The organism is Synechocystis sp. LKSZ1 (assembly GCF_040436315.1).
Taxonomy (GTDB): Bacteria; Cyanobacteriota; Cyanobacteriia; order Cyanobacteriales; family Microcystaceae; genus Synechocystis.
The window spans coordinates 3,544,609-3,560,687 of record NZ_AP031572.1 but is presented as its reverse complement, the minus strand read 5'-3'; the positions used below and the strand labels follow the sequence as shown (position 1 = coordinate 3,560,687).

At 51.2% G+C, this 16,079-nt stretch carries 14 protein-coding genes; 8 read left to right on the top strand and 6 right to left on the bottom strand.

The genetic code is table 11. The features are described 5' to 3' along the window. Window positions 1-17: 17 nt before the first annotated feature. Entirely contained in the window at window positions 18-752 is a 735-nt protein-coding gene (locus tag ABXS88_RS16120) for a LapA family protein (RefSeq protein ID WP_353673064.1), read from the bottom strand. A gap of 127 nt (window positions 753-879) precedes the next feature. Between ABXS88_RS16120 and psaK the strand changes: the two genes are divergently transcribed. Then, the gene (psaK, locus tag ABXS88_RS16115) at window positions 880-1,143 is read left to right on the top strand and encodes a photosystem I reaction center subunit PsaK (RefSeq protein WP_353673063.1); all 264 of its coding nucleotides are present in this window, start codon (window positions 880-882) and stop codon (window positions 1,141-1,143) included. An 88-nt stretch (window positions 1,144-1,231) separates the two neighbouring features. On the opposite strand, the gene ABXS88_RS16110 is transcribed toward psaK, so the two are convergent. Next, on the bottom strand, window positions 1,232-2,200 hold the full coding sequence (locus ABXS88_RS16110) for an aldo/keto reductase (protein ID WP_353673062.1): 969 nt from the start codon (window positions 2,198-2,200) through the stop codon (window positions 1,232-1,234). Window positions 2,201-2,313: 113 nt separating this feature from the next. Between ABXS88_RS16110 and ABXS88_RS16105 the strand changes: the two genes are divergently transcribed. From ABXS88_RS16105 to ABXS88_RS16075, 7 genes are all read left to right on the top strand, one after another. Further along, window positions 2,314-4,275 (top strand): pentapeptide repeat-containing protein, encoded by a 1,962-nt coding sequence (locus ABXS88_RS16105; RefSeq protein ID WP_353673061.1) that lies wholly within the window; start codon window positions 2,314-2,316, stop codon window positions 4,273-4,275. Between the two features lie 45 nt (window positions 4,276-4,320). Beyond that, on the top strand, window positions 4,321-5,712 hold the full coding sequence (gene asnS, locus ABXS88_RS16100; RefSeq protein WP_353673060.1) for an asparagine--tRNA ligase: 1,392 nt from the start codon (window positions 4,321-4,323) through the stop codon (window positions 5,710-5,712). Between the two features lie 221 nt (window positions 5,713-5,933). Further along, window positions 5,934-7,016 (top strand): photosystem II q(b) protein, encoded by a 1,083-nt coding sequence (gene psbA, locus ABXS88_RS16095; RefSeq protein WP_353672378.1) that lies wholly within the window; start codon window positions 5,934-5,936, stop codon window positions 7,014-7,016. 166 nt (window positions 7,017-7,182) lie between these two features. Next, window positions 7,183-8,130, top strand: coding sequence for a prohibitin family protein (locus ABXS88_RS16090; RefSeq protein ID WP_353673059.1), 948 nt, complete (start codon window positions 7,183-7,185; stop codon window positions 8,128-8,130). 70 nt (window positions 8,131-8,200) lie between these two features. Further along, on the top strand, window positions 8,201-9,595 hold the full coding sequence (locus ABXS88_RS16085) for an ABC transporter substrate-binding protein (RefSeq protein ID WP_353673058.1): 1,395 nt from the start codon (window positions 8,201-8,203) through the stop codon (window positions 9,593-9,595). A 112-nt stretch (window positions 9,596-9,707) separates the two neighbouring features. Beyond that, on the top strand, window positions 9,708-11,219 hold the full coding sequence (gene ilvA / locus ABXS88_RS16080; RefSeq protein WP_353673057.1) for a threonine ammonia-lyase, biosynthetic: 1,512 nt from the start codon (window positions 9,708-9,710) through the stop codon (window positions 11,217-11,219). 38 nt (window positions 11,220-11,257) lie between these two features. Continuing rightward, a complete protein-coding gene (locus ABXS88_RS16075) occupies window positions 11,258-11,620 on the top strand; it encodes a hypothetical protein (protein WP_353673056.1) in 363 nt (120 codons plus the stop codon). Here ABXS88_RS16075 and ABXS88_RS16070 read toward each other — a convergent pair. The 4 genes from ABXS88_RS16070 to ABXS88_RS16055 form a co-directional block, all read right to left on the bottom strand. Continuing rightward, window positions 11,583-12,002: a universal stress protein gene (locus ABXS88_RS16070; protein WP_353673055.1), complete on the bottom strand. Its 420-nt coding sequence runs from the start codon at window positions 12,000-12,002 to the stop codon at window positions 11,583-11,585. The two genes, ABXS88_RS16075 and ABXS88_RS16070, sit on opposite strands and share 38 nt — an antisense overlap. Before the next feature lie 88 nt (window positions 12,003-12,090). Continuing rightward, complete coding sequence (locus ABXS88_RS16065; protein ID WP_353673054.1) at window positions 12,091-13,296, bottom strand: hybrid sensor histidine kinase/response regulator; 1,206 nt, start codon at window positions 13,294-13,296, stop codon at window positions 12,091-12,093. Between the two features lie 60 nt (window positions 13,297-13,356). After that, window positions 13,357-13,803, bottom strand: a complete 447-nt coding sequence (locus ABXS88_RS16060; RefSeq protein WP_353673053.1) for a response regulator — start codon at window positions 13,801-13,803, stop codon at window positions 13,357-13,359. Beyond that, window positions 13,784-16,057, bottom strand: coding sequence for an ATP-binding protein (locus ABXS88_RS16055; RefSeq protein ID WP_353673052.1), 2,274 nt, complete (start codon window positions 16,055-16,057; stop codon window positions 13,784-13,786). The genes ABXS88_RS16060 and ABXS88_RS16055 overlap by 20 nt, the downstream gene beginning before the upstream one ends. Window positions 16,058-16,079 lie beyond the last annotated feature (22 nt).

Below are 16,079 nucleotides of genomic sequence, written 5' to 3'. Positions count from 1 at the left end.
GAGAAAAAACAGAGGTGCTAAATCCAGTCCTCGTCACTGTCGGTATCATTAGCCGGCTCATCCGGGGTCGCAGGGGCATTTAAAACCCGATAATTGGCATCATAAACCCCTGAGCGATCCTGAGGCCGGGGCGTTTGAGCATCTCGATAGGTCACGGAGTAGATCGTTCCCTGCCGTTCTGTTTTTTGGGGGGTTTGAGACGCCTCAAATTGCCGCAATTGCACTGGGGGAGGGGTTGGGGGGGCCATTGGTTCAGGCCGGTCTTCTTTCCAGTCCGATGGTTCCGGGGCTGGCTTAACCGGAGGTGGCATCTCGGTTGGCCGAGGCGGCATTGGCTCCGGGGGCCATTCTTCTACGATCCAATCGTCAACTTCCGGGACGGGATTATCCCATTGCCAAGCGGGATTAGCCGATGGGGGTGGACTGGCGGGGGGCGGAGGGGATGGCGCTCGACGGGGAGGGGTGCGACGGGGCCGTTGGGGCGCTGGGGCCGGAGTCGGCTGGCTGATGCGGATCAATCCTGAGATTAGTAGACTAGTTAGCACCCCAGCGACGATGAAGAGAACCACCCAGAGGCCAAGGGGTAACTGTAAACTAAACAGGGCCTGGCTGGGACTAGCCCCGAGAAAAGTAAGAACTACCGGTTGCCGATTCTGGAAGACAAAAATGAGTCCCAAACCCAATAGAAAAACAAGGATACCCAGCATAAAGTAACGAACGCTGACCAAGGGTTTCGCTGGCCACTCTATCATGTCCGTTCAGGAATTCCCTGGAGAATTGTTAAGTCTTGCAAAGAATTGAGGGGAGAAGGGAAACCCGGCCCTACCATAGCTGATTTAATCAAGTCAAAATTTGATTATTTTTTATCTGGAGAATCTCATGTCCTCTTTACTATTACTGGCTACGACTATCCCCACCACTGCTGAGTGGAGCCCCAAAGTGGCCGCTGTGATGATCGCCTGCAATATCGTTGCCATTGCCATTGGCAAATTCACGATTCAAAAACCCAGTGAAGGCCCCGCTATGCCCTCTCCCAATCTCTTTGGTGGTTTTGGCCTGGGGGCGGTTCTGGGAACTGCTAGCTTTGGCCATGTTCTAGGGGCCGGCGTTATCCTCGGTTTAGCCAGCGCTGGTGTTCTGTAATAGTGTGTCTATTCACGGGTGAATAACCGGTGGGTACAGGATTGAATGGCCCCCTCAACGCACTAAAGGGGGGGGCTTTTTCGTATCTTCAGCGACTTTGAAAAATATTTTGCACCATGGTTTGGCCTAGGCCCCCAGCGACGCGGTCAAGTTCCAATACTTCGCCATCATCTAAGCGCCAACCCAAGGCCCCGGCATTTTCCTGGGCCTGTTGCAGCGATTTGGCCCCCGGAATCGGCAGGGTTCCCTTGCACAGACACCAGTTCAAGGCCACCTGGGCCGGTGTTTTTTGTCGTTGATCGGCAATGGCCTGAAGCAGGGACAGGAGCGGTTGGATTTTAGGTAATAACCGCCGGAATAACAAGCCCCGGACTCCCGATGGTAAGTTCGTAGGGTCATATTTGCCGGTTAAAAGGCCTAAGGTCAGGGGGCTGTAGGCAATCAGTTGAATCCCCAAGTCATCGCAAAGGGCCTTTAAGTCCAGTACCGTCACAGGATAAGTGGACAGCAGAGAGTACTGCACCTGCAAGCTGGCAATAGTTAGGCCGCGATCGCTGAAAAAGTGATGGGCCTGCTGCAGACGTTTTGGGCCGAAGTTGGATAGGCCAATGACCTTGGCCTGGCCCTGTTCACACAGTCGAGCCAGACCTTCCAGTAAGGGACGTTCCTGCCAAGGGGCATAGTTGGCCGTGGACCAATGGAGTTGCGCGAGATCAATGGGCCGCTGGAGGCGTTGCTGCGACGCTAGACCGGCTTTAACCAAGGAAGCAGGGGTCAGTCGCCAGGGGTAAGGGGCCAGCTTGGTGGCCAGTTGAATCCGGTCTTGGTTAAGCCCTTGGTAGGCAGTGGCAAATTGTCCAAGCAGTTCCTCACTGCGGCCCTGGAGTTTGCCGGTTCCGTAGGAGTCCCCCGTATCAAAGAGGGTGATGCCTTGACCCACGCAATAGTTAAATACCTGCTGGAGACTGGCATCCATCTCCGGGCCATAGCCCCATAGAAAGCGGTTTCCCCAGGCCCATGTCCCACAGCCCATCTCTGGAAAGATTATTTTCGCCATTGTTTCGATTCACGCCACAAAACTGCCCACCTAGGCAAAATAGCATCTCCGGGATTCGCTACACTAGCTTCGTCGTTCCCTACACACTGGATTGCCCGCTGGATTGGCTACTGATGGAAGAACCCCTGACCCCACAACCCGCCCCTGAATCTAGCCTAGACACAACGAAATTAGCCTTAGCTAAACTCCATCCAGAGACGGTTCAAGCGCATTTTCAGGCCCTCCAGCACTTACAAAAACAACCCTTTGAACTGGAATTGCAACTGATCAATACAGCACGGGATTGGCACATTTCCTTGGAAGATTGTCGTCGTCTGTGGAACTATTTCCTGCACCATCAGGCTGCTTCTGCTGATACTTCCCGCCTCCCGCGTCGAAATATTTGGGAAACGGTTAAAACCTGCACGGCCCTAGTCACTTTTTTGGGGCAATTAAGTCTGCTCTTCGGGGCCATTCTCTTCATCTCAGAGGCGGATAAACGTCAACGGGAAGCCCGGAACCAGGCCTGGCAAGTAATCAATAATATTCAACCCGCTGAGATTAGCGCGAGTGCTGGCCGGATCGAGGCCCTCGATTCCCTCAATCGTGGCTGTGCAGAAGAAAATACCCCTCCTTGGGGCCTAAATCGGTCTCAATGGCAACAGTGGCGCCGCCTAGCCTTCCTCAAGGGATTTTATGCCGAATGCGTTAACCTAACCGGCCTGAATTTGCAGGGGGCCCAACTGGCCACAATTCAACTCCCCTGGGCCCATCTCCAGCGGGCCAATCTCGAAAATATCAATCTCGACCAGGCCAATCTCCAGTTCGCCGACCTCCAATCGACACGCTTAAATCGTGCCCAGATGGCCCAGGCCGATCTCACAGAGGCCAATCTAAGCAATGCCCAACTCAGTCAATCCCTACTGGTGGGGAGCAAATTACGCAGGGCCGACTTTTTTAAGGCAGACCTAAGCTTAGCGGATCTACGTGGAGTCGATTTACGGGGGGCTAACTTAATCAATGCCAATCTCTACGGCACTAACTTGAAGGGGGCCATCTACGACCAACAAACCCAACCCTTCTCTAAGCTTAAAACCTTTCTCCAGAACGCTGGGGCCTATTTTATTGATAGCAAGGAAAAGACCCAGACTGATTTAGTTCAAGCCAACCTAGGTGGTGTAGACCTCAGTGGTACAAATCTGCGGGATGTCGATCTGACAAGAGCCAATTTAGGGGGAGCATCTCTTCAAAAGGCCCATCTGGAAAATACCATTCTCAAGCAAGCCAATCTGCGGGGGGCCGATTTAAGACAGGCCGAGCTTAACCAACAGACTAACTTTACTGGTAGTACTTACGATGCGATGATGGTAAATCATTTTCCCAAGCAATGGCAATTTCTACTCAACGCCGCTTATAAAATTGAACCCAAGCAGAACCTCACTGGTGCTGACCTCCAGGGGGCAGACCTACGGCAGGCCAACCTCAGCCAATCTATTCTCAAACAGGCCAATTTGAGCCAAGCGGATCTGCGGGGCGCAAACCTGATGGGAACAGATTTGACCAATGCCCAAGTTCACGGGGCCCTCTACGATGTGACAACCCAGATTCCGCCAGCTTTTGTCTCGTTGTTTGAACGCCAAGCCTACAATTTGGACTACCAGGCTAATTTGGCTGGTGCTGACCTCAGCGGTCTCAACCTGGAAAATACCAACCTGGTCATGGCTACCCTCACGGCGGCTAATCTCAATCGGACAAATCTCCAGGGCAGTAATTTGTTCGGGGCCAATCTCGCCCAGGCCCAACTCCGTCAGGCTGTGATAAAGCAAACCAAACTAATGGAAGCGAATCTGACAGGGGCCAATCTAGAGGGGGCCAACTTAAGCGAAAGTAGCTTGGTGGCAGCGAAACTCCAGGGGGCCAATCTCCAAGCTGCCATTTTGCAAGGGGTTGATCTGACAGGGGCCGACCTACGGGGAGCCAAGGGATTAACGGTGGGCAACATTCAAGCGGCTCTTCATTGGCAAAAGGCCCAATTCGATCCTGATTTTTTGCAACAATTGAACAAGCCAACAACCGTTCCCTTGGATAGGCCCTGAGCTTTTCTGGGATCGCCTCACTACTGGCTGCTAACGGGTAAATTTATGACGCATCAACGAATTCTCCATCTCCTCCGCCATGGCCAAGCCAACGCCGAAGTCACTATCCAGGGCTGGGTGAGGACTAAACGGGAACTCAAGGACTTCAGTTTTGTGGAAGTCAATGATGGTTCGGCCCTGGCCAATCTCCAGGTGATTCTAGAGCCGACCCTGCCGGACTACTCTAACCTACTGTCGCGGCTGAATACGGGCGCGTCCCTGCAAGTCTCGGGAATATTGGTGCTGTCTCCGGGCCAGGGCCAACGCATTGAACTGAAGGCTCAGCAGGTAGAGGTTTTTGGAGAAGCCGATCCCGCCACCTATCCCCTCCAGAAAAAACGCCACAGTTTTGAGTTTCTCAGAACCATTGGTCATCTCCGGGCCCGGACGAATACCCTAGGAGCCGTGATGCGGGTGCGTAATGCCTGTGCCGCGGCTATTCATCAATTTTTCCAAGAGCGGGGCTTTCTTTGGGTACATACGCCCATCATTACGGCCAGTGATTGCGAAGGCGCAGGAGAGCTCTTTTCTGTCACGACCCTGGATTTGCATAAAATTCCCCGGAATCCTGACCAGAGCGTGGATTTTAAACAGGATTTTTTCGGTAAACAGGCCTATCTCACCGTCAGTGGCCAGTTAGAAGCCGAAATCATGGCCCTGGCCTTCCAGAATGTCTATACGTTTGGCCCTACCTTCCGGGCCGAAAATTCCAATACCTCCCGCCACCTCGCCGAATTTTGGATGGTGGAGCCGGAAATGGCCTTTTGTGACCTGGAGGGCGATCAGAATTTAGCCGAGGAATTTTTGAAATATCTCTTCAAGTCAGTCTTAGCAGCCTGTCCCGAGGACATGGAATTTTTTAATCAGCGTATCGACAATACCGTGCTGGCGACGGCAGATCAGATTATTCATCAGGAATTTGCCCGCATTACCTACACCGAAGCAATTCAGTTACTGGAAAAGGCCCCCAAGTCCTTTGAATATCCCGTGGCCTGGGGCGTAGATCTACAGTCGGAGCATGAGCGTTATCTCGCCGAAGAGGTCTTTAAGCGGCCCATGATCGTGACCGATTATCCCGCTGAGATCAAAGCCTTTTATATGCGCCTGAATGATGACCAGAAAACCGTGGCCGCCATGGACATCCTGGTTCCTAAAATTGGTGAGATTATTGGTGGCTCTCAACGGGAAGAACGCTGGGAGATCCTAGAAAAACGCATCCAGGCCCAGGGAATGAATCCCGAAGATCTCTGGTGGTACCTTGACCTCCGACGCTTTGGCACTGTTCCCCATGCGGGATTTGGCCTGGGCTTTGAACGGATTGTGCAGTTTATGACGGGCATGGCTAATATCCGGGATGTCATTCCCTTTCCCCGCACCCCCCTTAACGCAGAATTTTAGGGAATTGCGGGCTGAGCATCGTTGAAGCCCGGGGCTGCAATCTAAAGATCGCCTTTTGCGGTCGTCTCGCTATCCCCATAATCTGTACTTATCCATGTCATCAGAAAGACTTTTGTTAAAAAGGCTTTACAAAGCTTTACAAAGGGTGAGGAAATCCGTAATATAGGAGGTGTCAAACGCAATCCGCACCTTGACAAATTCATAACAGGAATTATAAAACCATGACCACTACCCTACAACAGCGCGAGAGCGCTTCTCTGTGGGAACAGTTCTGTCAGTGGGTCACCAGCACCAACAACCGCATCTACGTCGGTTGGTTCGGTACTCTGATGATCCCCACGCTGCTAACTGCTACCACCTGCTTCATCATTGCCTTCATCGCCGCTCCTCCCGTTGACATCGACGGTATCCGTGAGCCCGTTGCTGGTTCTCTGCTCTACGGTAACAACATCATCTCTGGTGCTGTTGTGCCTTCCTCCAATGCGATTGGTCTGCACTTCTACCCCATCTGGGAAGCTGCTTCCCTCGATGAGTGGCTCTACAACGGTGGTCCCTACCAGTTGGTTGTTTTCCACTTCCTCATTGGCGTTTTCTGCTACATGGGTCGTCAGTGGGAACTCTCCTACCGCTTAGGCATGCGTCCTTGGATCTGCGTGGCTTACTCTGCCCCCGTATCCGCCGCTACCGCTGTGTTCTTGATCTACCCCATTGGTCAAGGTTCCTTCTCCGATGGTATGCCCCTGGGTATCTCTGGTACCTTCAACTTCATGATCGTGTTCCAAGCTGAGCACAACATCCTGATGCACCCCTTCCACATGCTGGGAGTTGCGGGTGTATTCGGTGGTTCTCTGTTCTCTGCCATGCACGGTTCTTTGGTGACCTCCTCCTTGGTGCGTGAAACCACCGAAGTTGAGTCTCAGAACTATGGCTACAAATTCGGTCAAGAAGAAGAAACCTACAACATCGTTGCAGCCCACGGCTACTTCGGTCGTTTGATTTTCCAATACGCTTCCTTCAACAACAGCCGTTCTCTGCACTTCTTCTTGGGTGCTTGGCCGGTAATTGGTATCTGGTTCACGGCGATGGGTGTAAGCACCATGGCCTTCAACCTGAACGGCTTCAACTTCAACCAGTCTATCCTTGACTCTCAAGGTCGTGTGATCAGCACCTGGGCTGATGTACTGAACCGTGCCAACATTGGTTTTGAAGTAATGCACGAGCGCAATGCTCACAACTTCCCCCTAGACCTCGCTTCTGGCGACCAAGCTCCGGTAGCTCTGACCGCCCCTGCGATTCATGGTTAATTCCTGAGATGGAACTAACAATTGAATAAGTAATTCACTCAAAGGCGTCTTCTAACAATGGGAGGCGCTTTTGCGTTGTTATATCGTCTTCTGAAGAACGCCGATCTCCACGACTGACAGTAGACTGGAATCAAGCTGTGAATGGCCTATCGCTGACTAGTGCAGTATGGACTTCCTGCTCCCTTCAGCTAAACATTCCTTTGAGGTGATGACCATGCTTCCCTTTCTGTTGTCTTTAATGACTGCTGTGGCTAGCTTTAGTATATTTTTAAGCATCAAGAGCCAAGGGGATACTCCCAAAAATACGGGAATACGGGCCTTATCCTTTCTAGTTGGGCTTTTAGCGCTAGTGTCTTTGCTTTGGGGAAGCTTAAAGCGCTTTTGGATTGTGATTCCGGCGGGGGAGGTGGGGATTGTGGAAACCCTGGGTAACATTGAACCCCAGACTCTTGATCCTGGTGTGCATTTTCTGAATCCCTTTACGGATGAACTGATTACTTTCTCAACCCGTTTGCAGGATATTAAAGAAACCGTTGATACAACTTCTAGGGAAGGATTGAGTTTCAAGTTAGATGTAAGTCTGCAGTACCGTATTGATCCGGCAAAAGCCCAGGAGATTTATCAAAAATTAGGAGCTAATGAAGAGGAAATTATTGTCTCTCGTTTTCGAGCCTTAATTCGTCAGGTTACTGCCAGCTATAGTTTACAGACTATTTATAGCGAAAAAAGACCAGAAATTGCCCAGACCCTTTACCAAAAAATGAATGAGCAATTAAAGCCGCTGGGATTTGTGGTAGAAGAGGCTCTCTTGCGTAATATTATTTTACCCGACAATATTCAAGCAGCAATCCAATCTAAAGTGGCCCTAGAACAGGAAAATCAAAAGTTAGATTTGGAAATTACGAAAGCCAGAAAAGAAGCGGAACGAAAAAAGGTTGAAGCTCAAGGAATTTCCACTTCTCAAAAAATTCTCTCTGATGGTTTGACGGATAAAATACTCAAGCTTAAGGCCATTGAAGCTCAGCAAAAATTAGCGGAGTCCCCTAACAGCAAAATTATTATTATGGGTAATAGCCAAGGCAATACTTCTCTAATTTTATCTGACGAAAAATAAGCTCATGGATTTTACTGCGGATAAATGATTATGGAAGTTTTGATTTTCTCCTCCTCTTTCCTGGCAAGTCATGGCTAAAAAAAACGAAACACTGATCCTCGGGCTTTCTTTGTTAGTGAGTTTTCTGCTCGTCGGTGGTGGTGGTTGGTGGCTATGGCGACAAATTCAAGGGGGAAGTCTCCAGTCTACGCAATCCGGTCTCTCTGTTTCCCCTGATTTAGCAACTCGGTTTAGTGACGGCTCCCGGATTCTAGTGACTAGTCCTAACAATGAGAAAAAACAATTAGCGATACAAGCAGCAGTAGCCAGCAATAGTATTAAGGCTATTAATTTATATTCTGAGTATCTCCAACAAAACCGCAATGATCCCGAAGCGCTTATTTATCTGAATAACCTGAAGGCCCTGGAAAATAATCCTCTCAGAATTGCCGTTGTCGCCCCGGTCTCCGGTAACCTCAACATTGCCCAGGAGATCCTGCGAGGAGTCGCCCAAGCCCAGGAAGAAATTAATCGTCAGGGAGGTATTAAAGGACGCTATTTACACATCACTCTAGTTGATGACAGTAATGATTCCAATCTGGCCCCCAAGGTGGCCCAGGCTTTGGTAGCCAATCCAGAGATCCTTGGGGTGATTGGCCATAATGCCAGTAGTGCGACCCTAAGTGCTGCTCCTACTTACCAAGCAGGGAAATTGGTGTTAGTTAATCCGACTAGTCTGGCCAATGGGGTGGGCGATGTCGGTGACTATATTTTTCGGGTTGTGCCTACCATCAGTACCGCAGCTCGTTCTCTGAGCGAAATAGCCCGGGCCAAAACACCAACGGTAGCGGTTTGCTACGATTCCCAGGCCCCTGACGCCGTTTCCTTTGAACAGGAATTTATGGCCAATTTCCTCAAAAATGGGGGCCAGTTAGCGCCTACCGTCTGTGACCTGAGTAATAAGACTCTAGTGCCGAAAACAGCTATCCAAGAGGCCCTGGCCAGTGGCGCCAAAGGTTTATTGCTATTACCCCATATTGAGCGACTCCAGAATGCCTACGACCTCGCCAAAGCGAATCAGGGGCAATTGAAACTGTATGGTAATAGCACGTTAGCAACGATCAAGACTCTAGAGCAGGGCCAAAATACGGTGGGCCTTATTCTCGCTGTACCTTGGAGTGCCAAAAATAAAACCAGTTTGGGGTTTGCCAAGGCCGCCCGTCAGCAGTGGGGAGGGGATGTGTCTTGGCGTACCGCCGGGGCCTACGATGCCACCTATGTTCTGGCCCAGGGATTAGGTCAAAATCCGAGTCGCACGGGTTTACAACAGGCCCTAGGCAATCCTCAATTTGTTGCCCCAAGTATTAATGGAGAGGTGCATTTTTTGCCCAATGGAGAGCGGTCTGGGCCCGCTACTCTCGTGGAAATGAAACCGGCCCCAGGCCATATTACGGGCTATGACTTTACGTTAATCGCTCATCCATAATCAATAATGATTGGGGGGTAGATAATCATCAACCCCCATCCCATAAGCTTGGATAAGTGAGCAGTCCCAAGTTTCAAAGCCTAGCGTCAGAATTTGATTTTATTGCGCAACTATGTCCTCCGATTACCTTGAACGTATCCTCAAAGCCCGAGTCTACGATGTAGCCCAGGAAACGCCCCTCGACTATGCCCAAAATCTGTCCCGTCGGCTCAATAATCGCGTTTACCTCAAGCGAGAGGACATGCAACCGGTATTTTCCTTTAAGTTGCGTGGGGCCTATAACAAAATGGCTCAGTTGCCCCCAGATTTGCTTAAACAAGGGGTGATTGCCGCTTCCGCAGGGAATCATGCTCAAGGTGTGGCCCTCGGGGCCTCGAAATTGGGAACTCAGGCCCTGATCGTGATGCCGGTAACAACCCCCCAAGTTAAGGTCGATGCCGTCAAGGCCCGGGGGGGCGTGGTGGTGCTCCACGGTGATACCTATGATGATGCCTACGCCTACGCTCGTCAGTTAGAGCAGGAAAAGGGCCTAACCTTTATTCATCCCTTCAATGACCCGGACGTGATCGCCGGCCAGGGAACCATTGGCATGGAGATTTTGCGTCAGTACCAACAGCCAATCCACGCCATTTTTGTGGCCATTGGTGGTGGTGGCCTGATGGCGGGCATTGCCGCCTACGTTAAACGACTCTATCCCGAGATAAAAATGATTGGGGTTGAGCCGGTGGATGCGGATGCCATGGCCCAATCCCTCAAGGCCGGTCAACGGGTTAAGTTGGCTCAGGTCGGCCTCTTTGCTGATGGGGTGGCAGTACGGGAGGTGGGGGACGAAACCTTCCGGCTGTGTCAGCAGTACGTGGACGAGATGATTTTGGTGGATACCGACAATATTTGCGCGGCCATCAAGGATGTCTTTGAGGATACGCGCTCGATTTTGGAACCGGCCGGGGCCTTGGCCATTGCGGGTCTCAAGGCCTACGTGGAACGGGAAGGCTGTCAAGGGGAGAGCCTAATCGCCGTGGCCTGCGGGGCCAATATGAATTTTGATCGTCTCCGCTTTGTGGCCGAACGGGCAGAATATGGGGAACACCGCGAGGCCATTTTTGCTGTGACCATTCCCGAACAACGGGGCAGTCTGCGGCAGTTTTGTGAGCTATTGGGCAAGCATAATTTAACGGAATTTAGCTATCGTATTGCCAGTCGGGAGGAGGCCCATATCTTCGTGGGTATCCAAATTCAAAATCGTGGCGATGCGACCCATCTGGCCGCCATCTTTGAGGGCCATGGCTTTAAGACCTTGGATTTAACCGATGATGAACTCACCAAACTCCACCTGCGGCACATGGTGGGGGGACGTTCCAGCCTAGCCGACCATGAACTGCTCTACCGCTTTGAATTTCCTGAGCGGCCGGGGGCCTTGATGAAATTTTTAAAATGTATGAATCCGGCCTGGAATATTAGCTTGTTCCATTACCGCAACCATGGGGCCGACTATGGACGTATTGTGGTCGGGATGCAGGTTCCCCCGGAGGAGATGGCTGATTGGCAGACATTTCTAGATAACTTGGGTTATCGTTACTGGGATGAAAGCCACAATCCGGCCTATCAGCTTTTTCTGGGCTGAGCGAGCGGTTTGCGTTGATTATCCTGAGGCCATTGTCAATGTCTGCCCAAGACCCCTTTCCAGAAGACCCCTTTGAGCGTCTTCAACGGAGCCTCGTTTTTTTGCCGGTGCTGGGCCTTGTACCGGCCCTGGGGTTCCTCAAGCAATTGCCCCCATCGGATCGCCGCCATCGGGCCAGCCGTCAGGCCCTGCGACTCACGGGAAGCTGGCTCCTCCTTTACTGTTTATTGAGCCTGGGGAGTACAATCGGCCCGGAACTCTGGAGCCTCCGGTTGCTGTACCTCAACGGCCTGTTCACCTCGGGTTATTTTCTAACTTGCATTTGGCTCCTCTGGCGACAGTTACAGGCCCCACAAACAACACCTAGGGAACGATCAAAACTGGACAGGGAGACAGATTAATCACCCGACTGGTCACGCTTTCTGCGGCCCCTTCCGTCGTTAGGCCTAGGCCCCGACAACCCATCACAATTAAATCGGCATTAATTTCATCGGCTACATCACAGATAGTAAAAGAGGGCATGCCGTCCCGTTCAATCACCTCCGCAGAGATGTTCTCCTTAGCAAACAGGGCCTGGGCCGCCTGCAGGAGTTGGGCGACCTGTTCGGGCGAGGCCATAGGGCTTGTCGTCTCGCTACTTCCTTGATCAGCGGCAGGGGTCTGTTCCACCACCGAGAGCAGGGTCAAACGACTCTGGTGGGTTTTCACTAAATTCACCACCATTTGGGCGGCTTCCCGAGCTTCGCGGCTTTGGTCAATGGGAAATAAAATACTTTTAAACATAGGATTCACCGTGGTTCTATCCTACTGATAACGTGATTGGGGAAGGGCTGGCAATGGGGCCAGGATAAATTGTTACGTCCTACTAGGACTAGCGTATTTGTAGGTTGTCCGGCACAAAGGAAAGGCTTTCGACGCTGGTATTGAGCACGGGCAGGATAACGGTAAAGGTCGAGCCCAGGCCGAGTTCACTGATCACTTGTACTCGACCGCCATGGAGTTCTGTACATTTTTGCACAATGGCCAGGCCGAGGCCGGTTCCTTGGATGGTATCCACATTATCGGCTCGGTAGAAAGGATGGAATAGCTGGGGAATTGCCTCTGGGGGAATGCCAATACCGTAGTCTCGGACTTGGAAGCACACCTGTTGGCCCTGGCCAATTAAGGTAAAGTCCACCGGCTGGCCCGCAGGAGAATATTTTAGGGCATTGCTGAGAAGATTCAATAAAATGTGGCGCAGTAACTTCGCATCCCACAGGCCAACGGCCACATTGCCCTGGCTGGTAAAGCGAATCCGTTGGGATTCCGGGCGACTCGATGAAATAGAACGGACGAGCTCTTGGCAAAATTGCATCAAATCCAGGGGGGAAAAACTGCACTGCAATTGCCCGGCATCGGAACGGCCCAACAGTAGCACTTCGCTGAGCAGTTGATCCATATCTTTAATGGCGGTACGGATCATTTGAAAATAGGTGACTTGCTGTTCCGGGGTGAGGCGGTCGCGGCTTTCTTCCAACAGGCCAGCAGATAAGAGGATGGTATTTAACGGATTGCGGAAATCGTGGGACAACATCGACACAAATTCCGATTTCATTTGGTTCAGGGCCTTGACCTTATCCAGTTCCGCCGCCTGGACTTTAATATCTTCGGTTAAATGTTGGTTGAGTTGGTAGAGGTGTTGGTCGGCCTGCTTACGTTCAATGGCATAGCAAATAGCCCGAATCAGGTTATCGGCACTGGCCTGACGTTTAACGAGGTAATCTTGGGCCCCCTGACGGACGGCCTCTAGGGCCAAACCGTCGTTATCGTAGTGGGTCAGGACAACGATGGGGACTTGGGGAGCGATTTGCAGTAAGGGCTGGAGGGAAGATAGGCCCTGGCTATCGGGCAAGGTCAGATCCAGTAAAATAATGTTCACCTCCTGCTGTTGAAGATACTGGAGGGCCTCGGCCAAGCGCAGGACATGGGCAATAAAAAATTGATAACCCGTTACCCCCTTGAGGATTTCCTTGAGCAGTCGCGCCTCAGCCAAACTGTCTTCAATTAACAGAATTTGAATTGTACGATTGGTCTCCATAACCTATACCCAACACCTCCTGCCAACAGATAGTGATTACTCAAGGATTTATCGCATTGCCTAGTCATGGGGGAGGGTCACGGTCTCCAGCCAAAACGATTCAATACCTTGTACTAGCTTAAAAAGATCTTTGAGATTACGAGATTTGGTGATGTAACAGTTGACATGTAATTCATAGCTACATTGAATATCCTCCTCATGGTGAGAAGTGGTTAGCACCACCACCGGAATTCGCTTCAGGTCAGGATTCGTTTTAATTTCTGCCAACACCTCCCGGCCATCTTTTTTGGGCAGATTGAGGTCAAGGACAATCAAATTGGGCCGGGGGGCATCCAGGTGGTCATTGCGTTGGTAGAGGTAGTCCATGGCCGCCAGGCCATCCCGAACCACCCGGAGGTCGTGGGCGACTGTACTGGATTTCAGCACTTCTTGGACAAGACGAATATCCGCCTTACTATCTTCCACCAACAGGATGACTTTCGGTTGTTCATACTCGGCGACGGTCACGCTCAGCGCCTCCTACTGGAATGGTGAAAAAGAAGGTGGAACCTTGACCCAATTCCGACTCTACCCAGATTTGTCCCCGGTGACCATCGATAATTTTCTTACAGATAGCCAGGCCCATGCCCGTGCCACTGTACTCATCACGGGTATGCAGGCGTTGAAAAATGACAAAAATACGGTCAAAGAATTGGGGGTCAATGCCAATCCCGTTATCCTGCACGGAAAATAGCCAGGCCTTATCTAGACGCTGGGCACTGACATGAATTTCCGGGGGAGTCTTTGTTCGGAATTTCAGAGCATTGCCAATTAAGTTTTGGAAAACCTGCATGAGTTGGGTGCCATCGGCCATCACTGCCGGCAGGGGATCAACGGTGATCCGAGCCTGGTTTTCCAGAATGCGACGCCGGAGATTGGCCAGGGCCCGGTCGAGGGCCTGATGACTATCGGTCAGGGCCAATTCTGCATTTTGGACATCTACTTTGGAGTAGGCCAACACATCATCGATCAGGGTCTGCATCAAGGACACCCCATCCACCGCAAAATTAATAAACTCTGCGGCGTCTTCGTCTAATTGTTCGCCGTAGCGCATTTCCAACAGTTGGACGTAATTTGCGACTTGATTGAGGGGTTCCTGGAGGTCATGGGAGGCCACGTAGGCGAATTTTTTCAGGTCGGCATTGGAACGTTCTAGATCCCGGGCCAGTTCAGCGAGTTCATCGGCCTGGCGCAGAATGATATTAACAATGGCCTTTTTCAATTCTAGGGCCGCCCGAATTTCCACCGGTTTCCAGGGTAGAGAATTCAGTCGTACCGTTTCCTTCCAACGCTCAAAGGATTTACGGGGAGAAAGCCGTACTTGTTGATTATTGAGGGCCACAATTTCAAAGGCATGACTGGGATCGCCCCCCCAGTTAACGGTCTGCAACACTTCGGGGCGGAACCAGAGCAAATAATTGCGCTCTGCAATTGGTAGAGCAATCAGACCACTCGCCACTTCTTTAAAGCCGAGGGCATCACTGTAGAGACTGGCTAGGGACTGGGTAAAAAAGACATCATCTAAGGCCTGGCCCTTGAGCCATTGCAATAGATATTTCACCTCCGATTCACTGGGGGTTTGGCCTAGCAAGAGCAGACGGTCTCCAAAGCAAAGGGCCGCGCCCTGGGCTCCGGTTAAATCTAGCAGGCCCTGGCGGTCAGCCATTAACCCCTCAATAAAATCGGGGGATGTTGTCATTTCGTCCACGAGGCGGGTTTGGATCTCCTTCAGGGCCATGCGGTAATCGTAGTCCTGGGTATCTTCCCGTGCTGAAAGGTCGGCAAACACCACCCGCCCCAAAAACTCGCAGGCCTTCCGCAGTTCATAGGGCACATGCTTCGGGGTTAAATGGTGGCAAGCAATCAGGCCCCACAGGGCACCATCCTTAATCAAAGAGATAGTGAGGGAGGCCCCGACCTTCATATTGTGCAGGTACTCCAAGTGACAAGGAGAGGCACTACGCAGAATCGATTGAGTCAAGTCGAGGGGCTGTTCCGTGCTGGGATGCAGGGCCGGATAAAGTTCCACTACTGGGGCCTTGGCATCGGGAATCAGACGAATGGGGTTATGGATAAATAAACGACGGGCGGGCTGGGGAATATCCGATTCGGGATAACGCAGGCCGAGATAGGGCTCCAGGTCAGCTCGCTTATCCTCGGCAATCACATCGCCATGATTGTATTGATCAAAACGGTAGAGCATTACCCGGTCAAAGCCGGTTAACTGGCGCACTTCCTTTACAATCACCTGGCAAAATTCCTCCAGACTGGCGCTGGCCCCGAGTTCGTTAATTGATACCTTAGCCAGATGGTAAAAACTCAGAAACGAAATACTATCAACGGAATCGGTGGGTTCTAGCTCTAAAATCAGAATATTTTCGGCATTGCGATGGAAAACAGCGTCAAAAACGGTGTAATTATCGCCATCTAAACGGGCCCAGAGCTTGGTGGGATTAATAAAATCCAAGTTACCAGCGGTAATTTGTTCCTTAATGGGTTCAATTTGAAAACTATCAAAAATGGACTCTAGGGACTCACCCAATAATTGCTGAGCAGAAATACCTAACAAACTGTGACAATTGGTACTGGTCTGAACAATGCTTAAATCCGGCTCTGCGAGTACCAAAACCATGCCGTAGGCTTGAATCTGGGACGTCGTATGAATTGCTAATTTTTCTAATTCCTGTAAATGCTGATCCTGTTGACTCACTAAATTAGCCATACCGTCTCCCTAGGATTGCCCT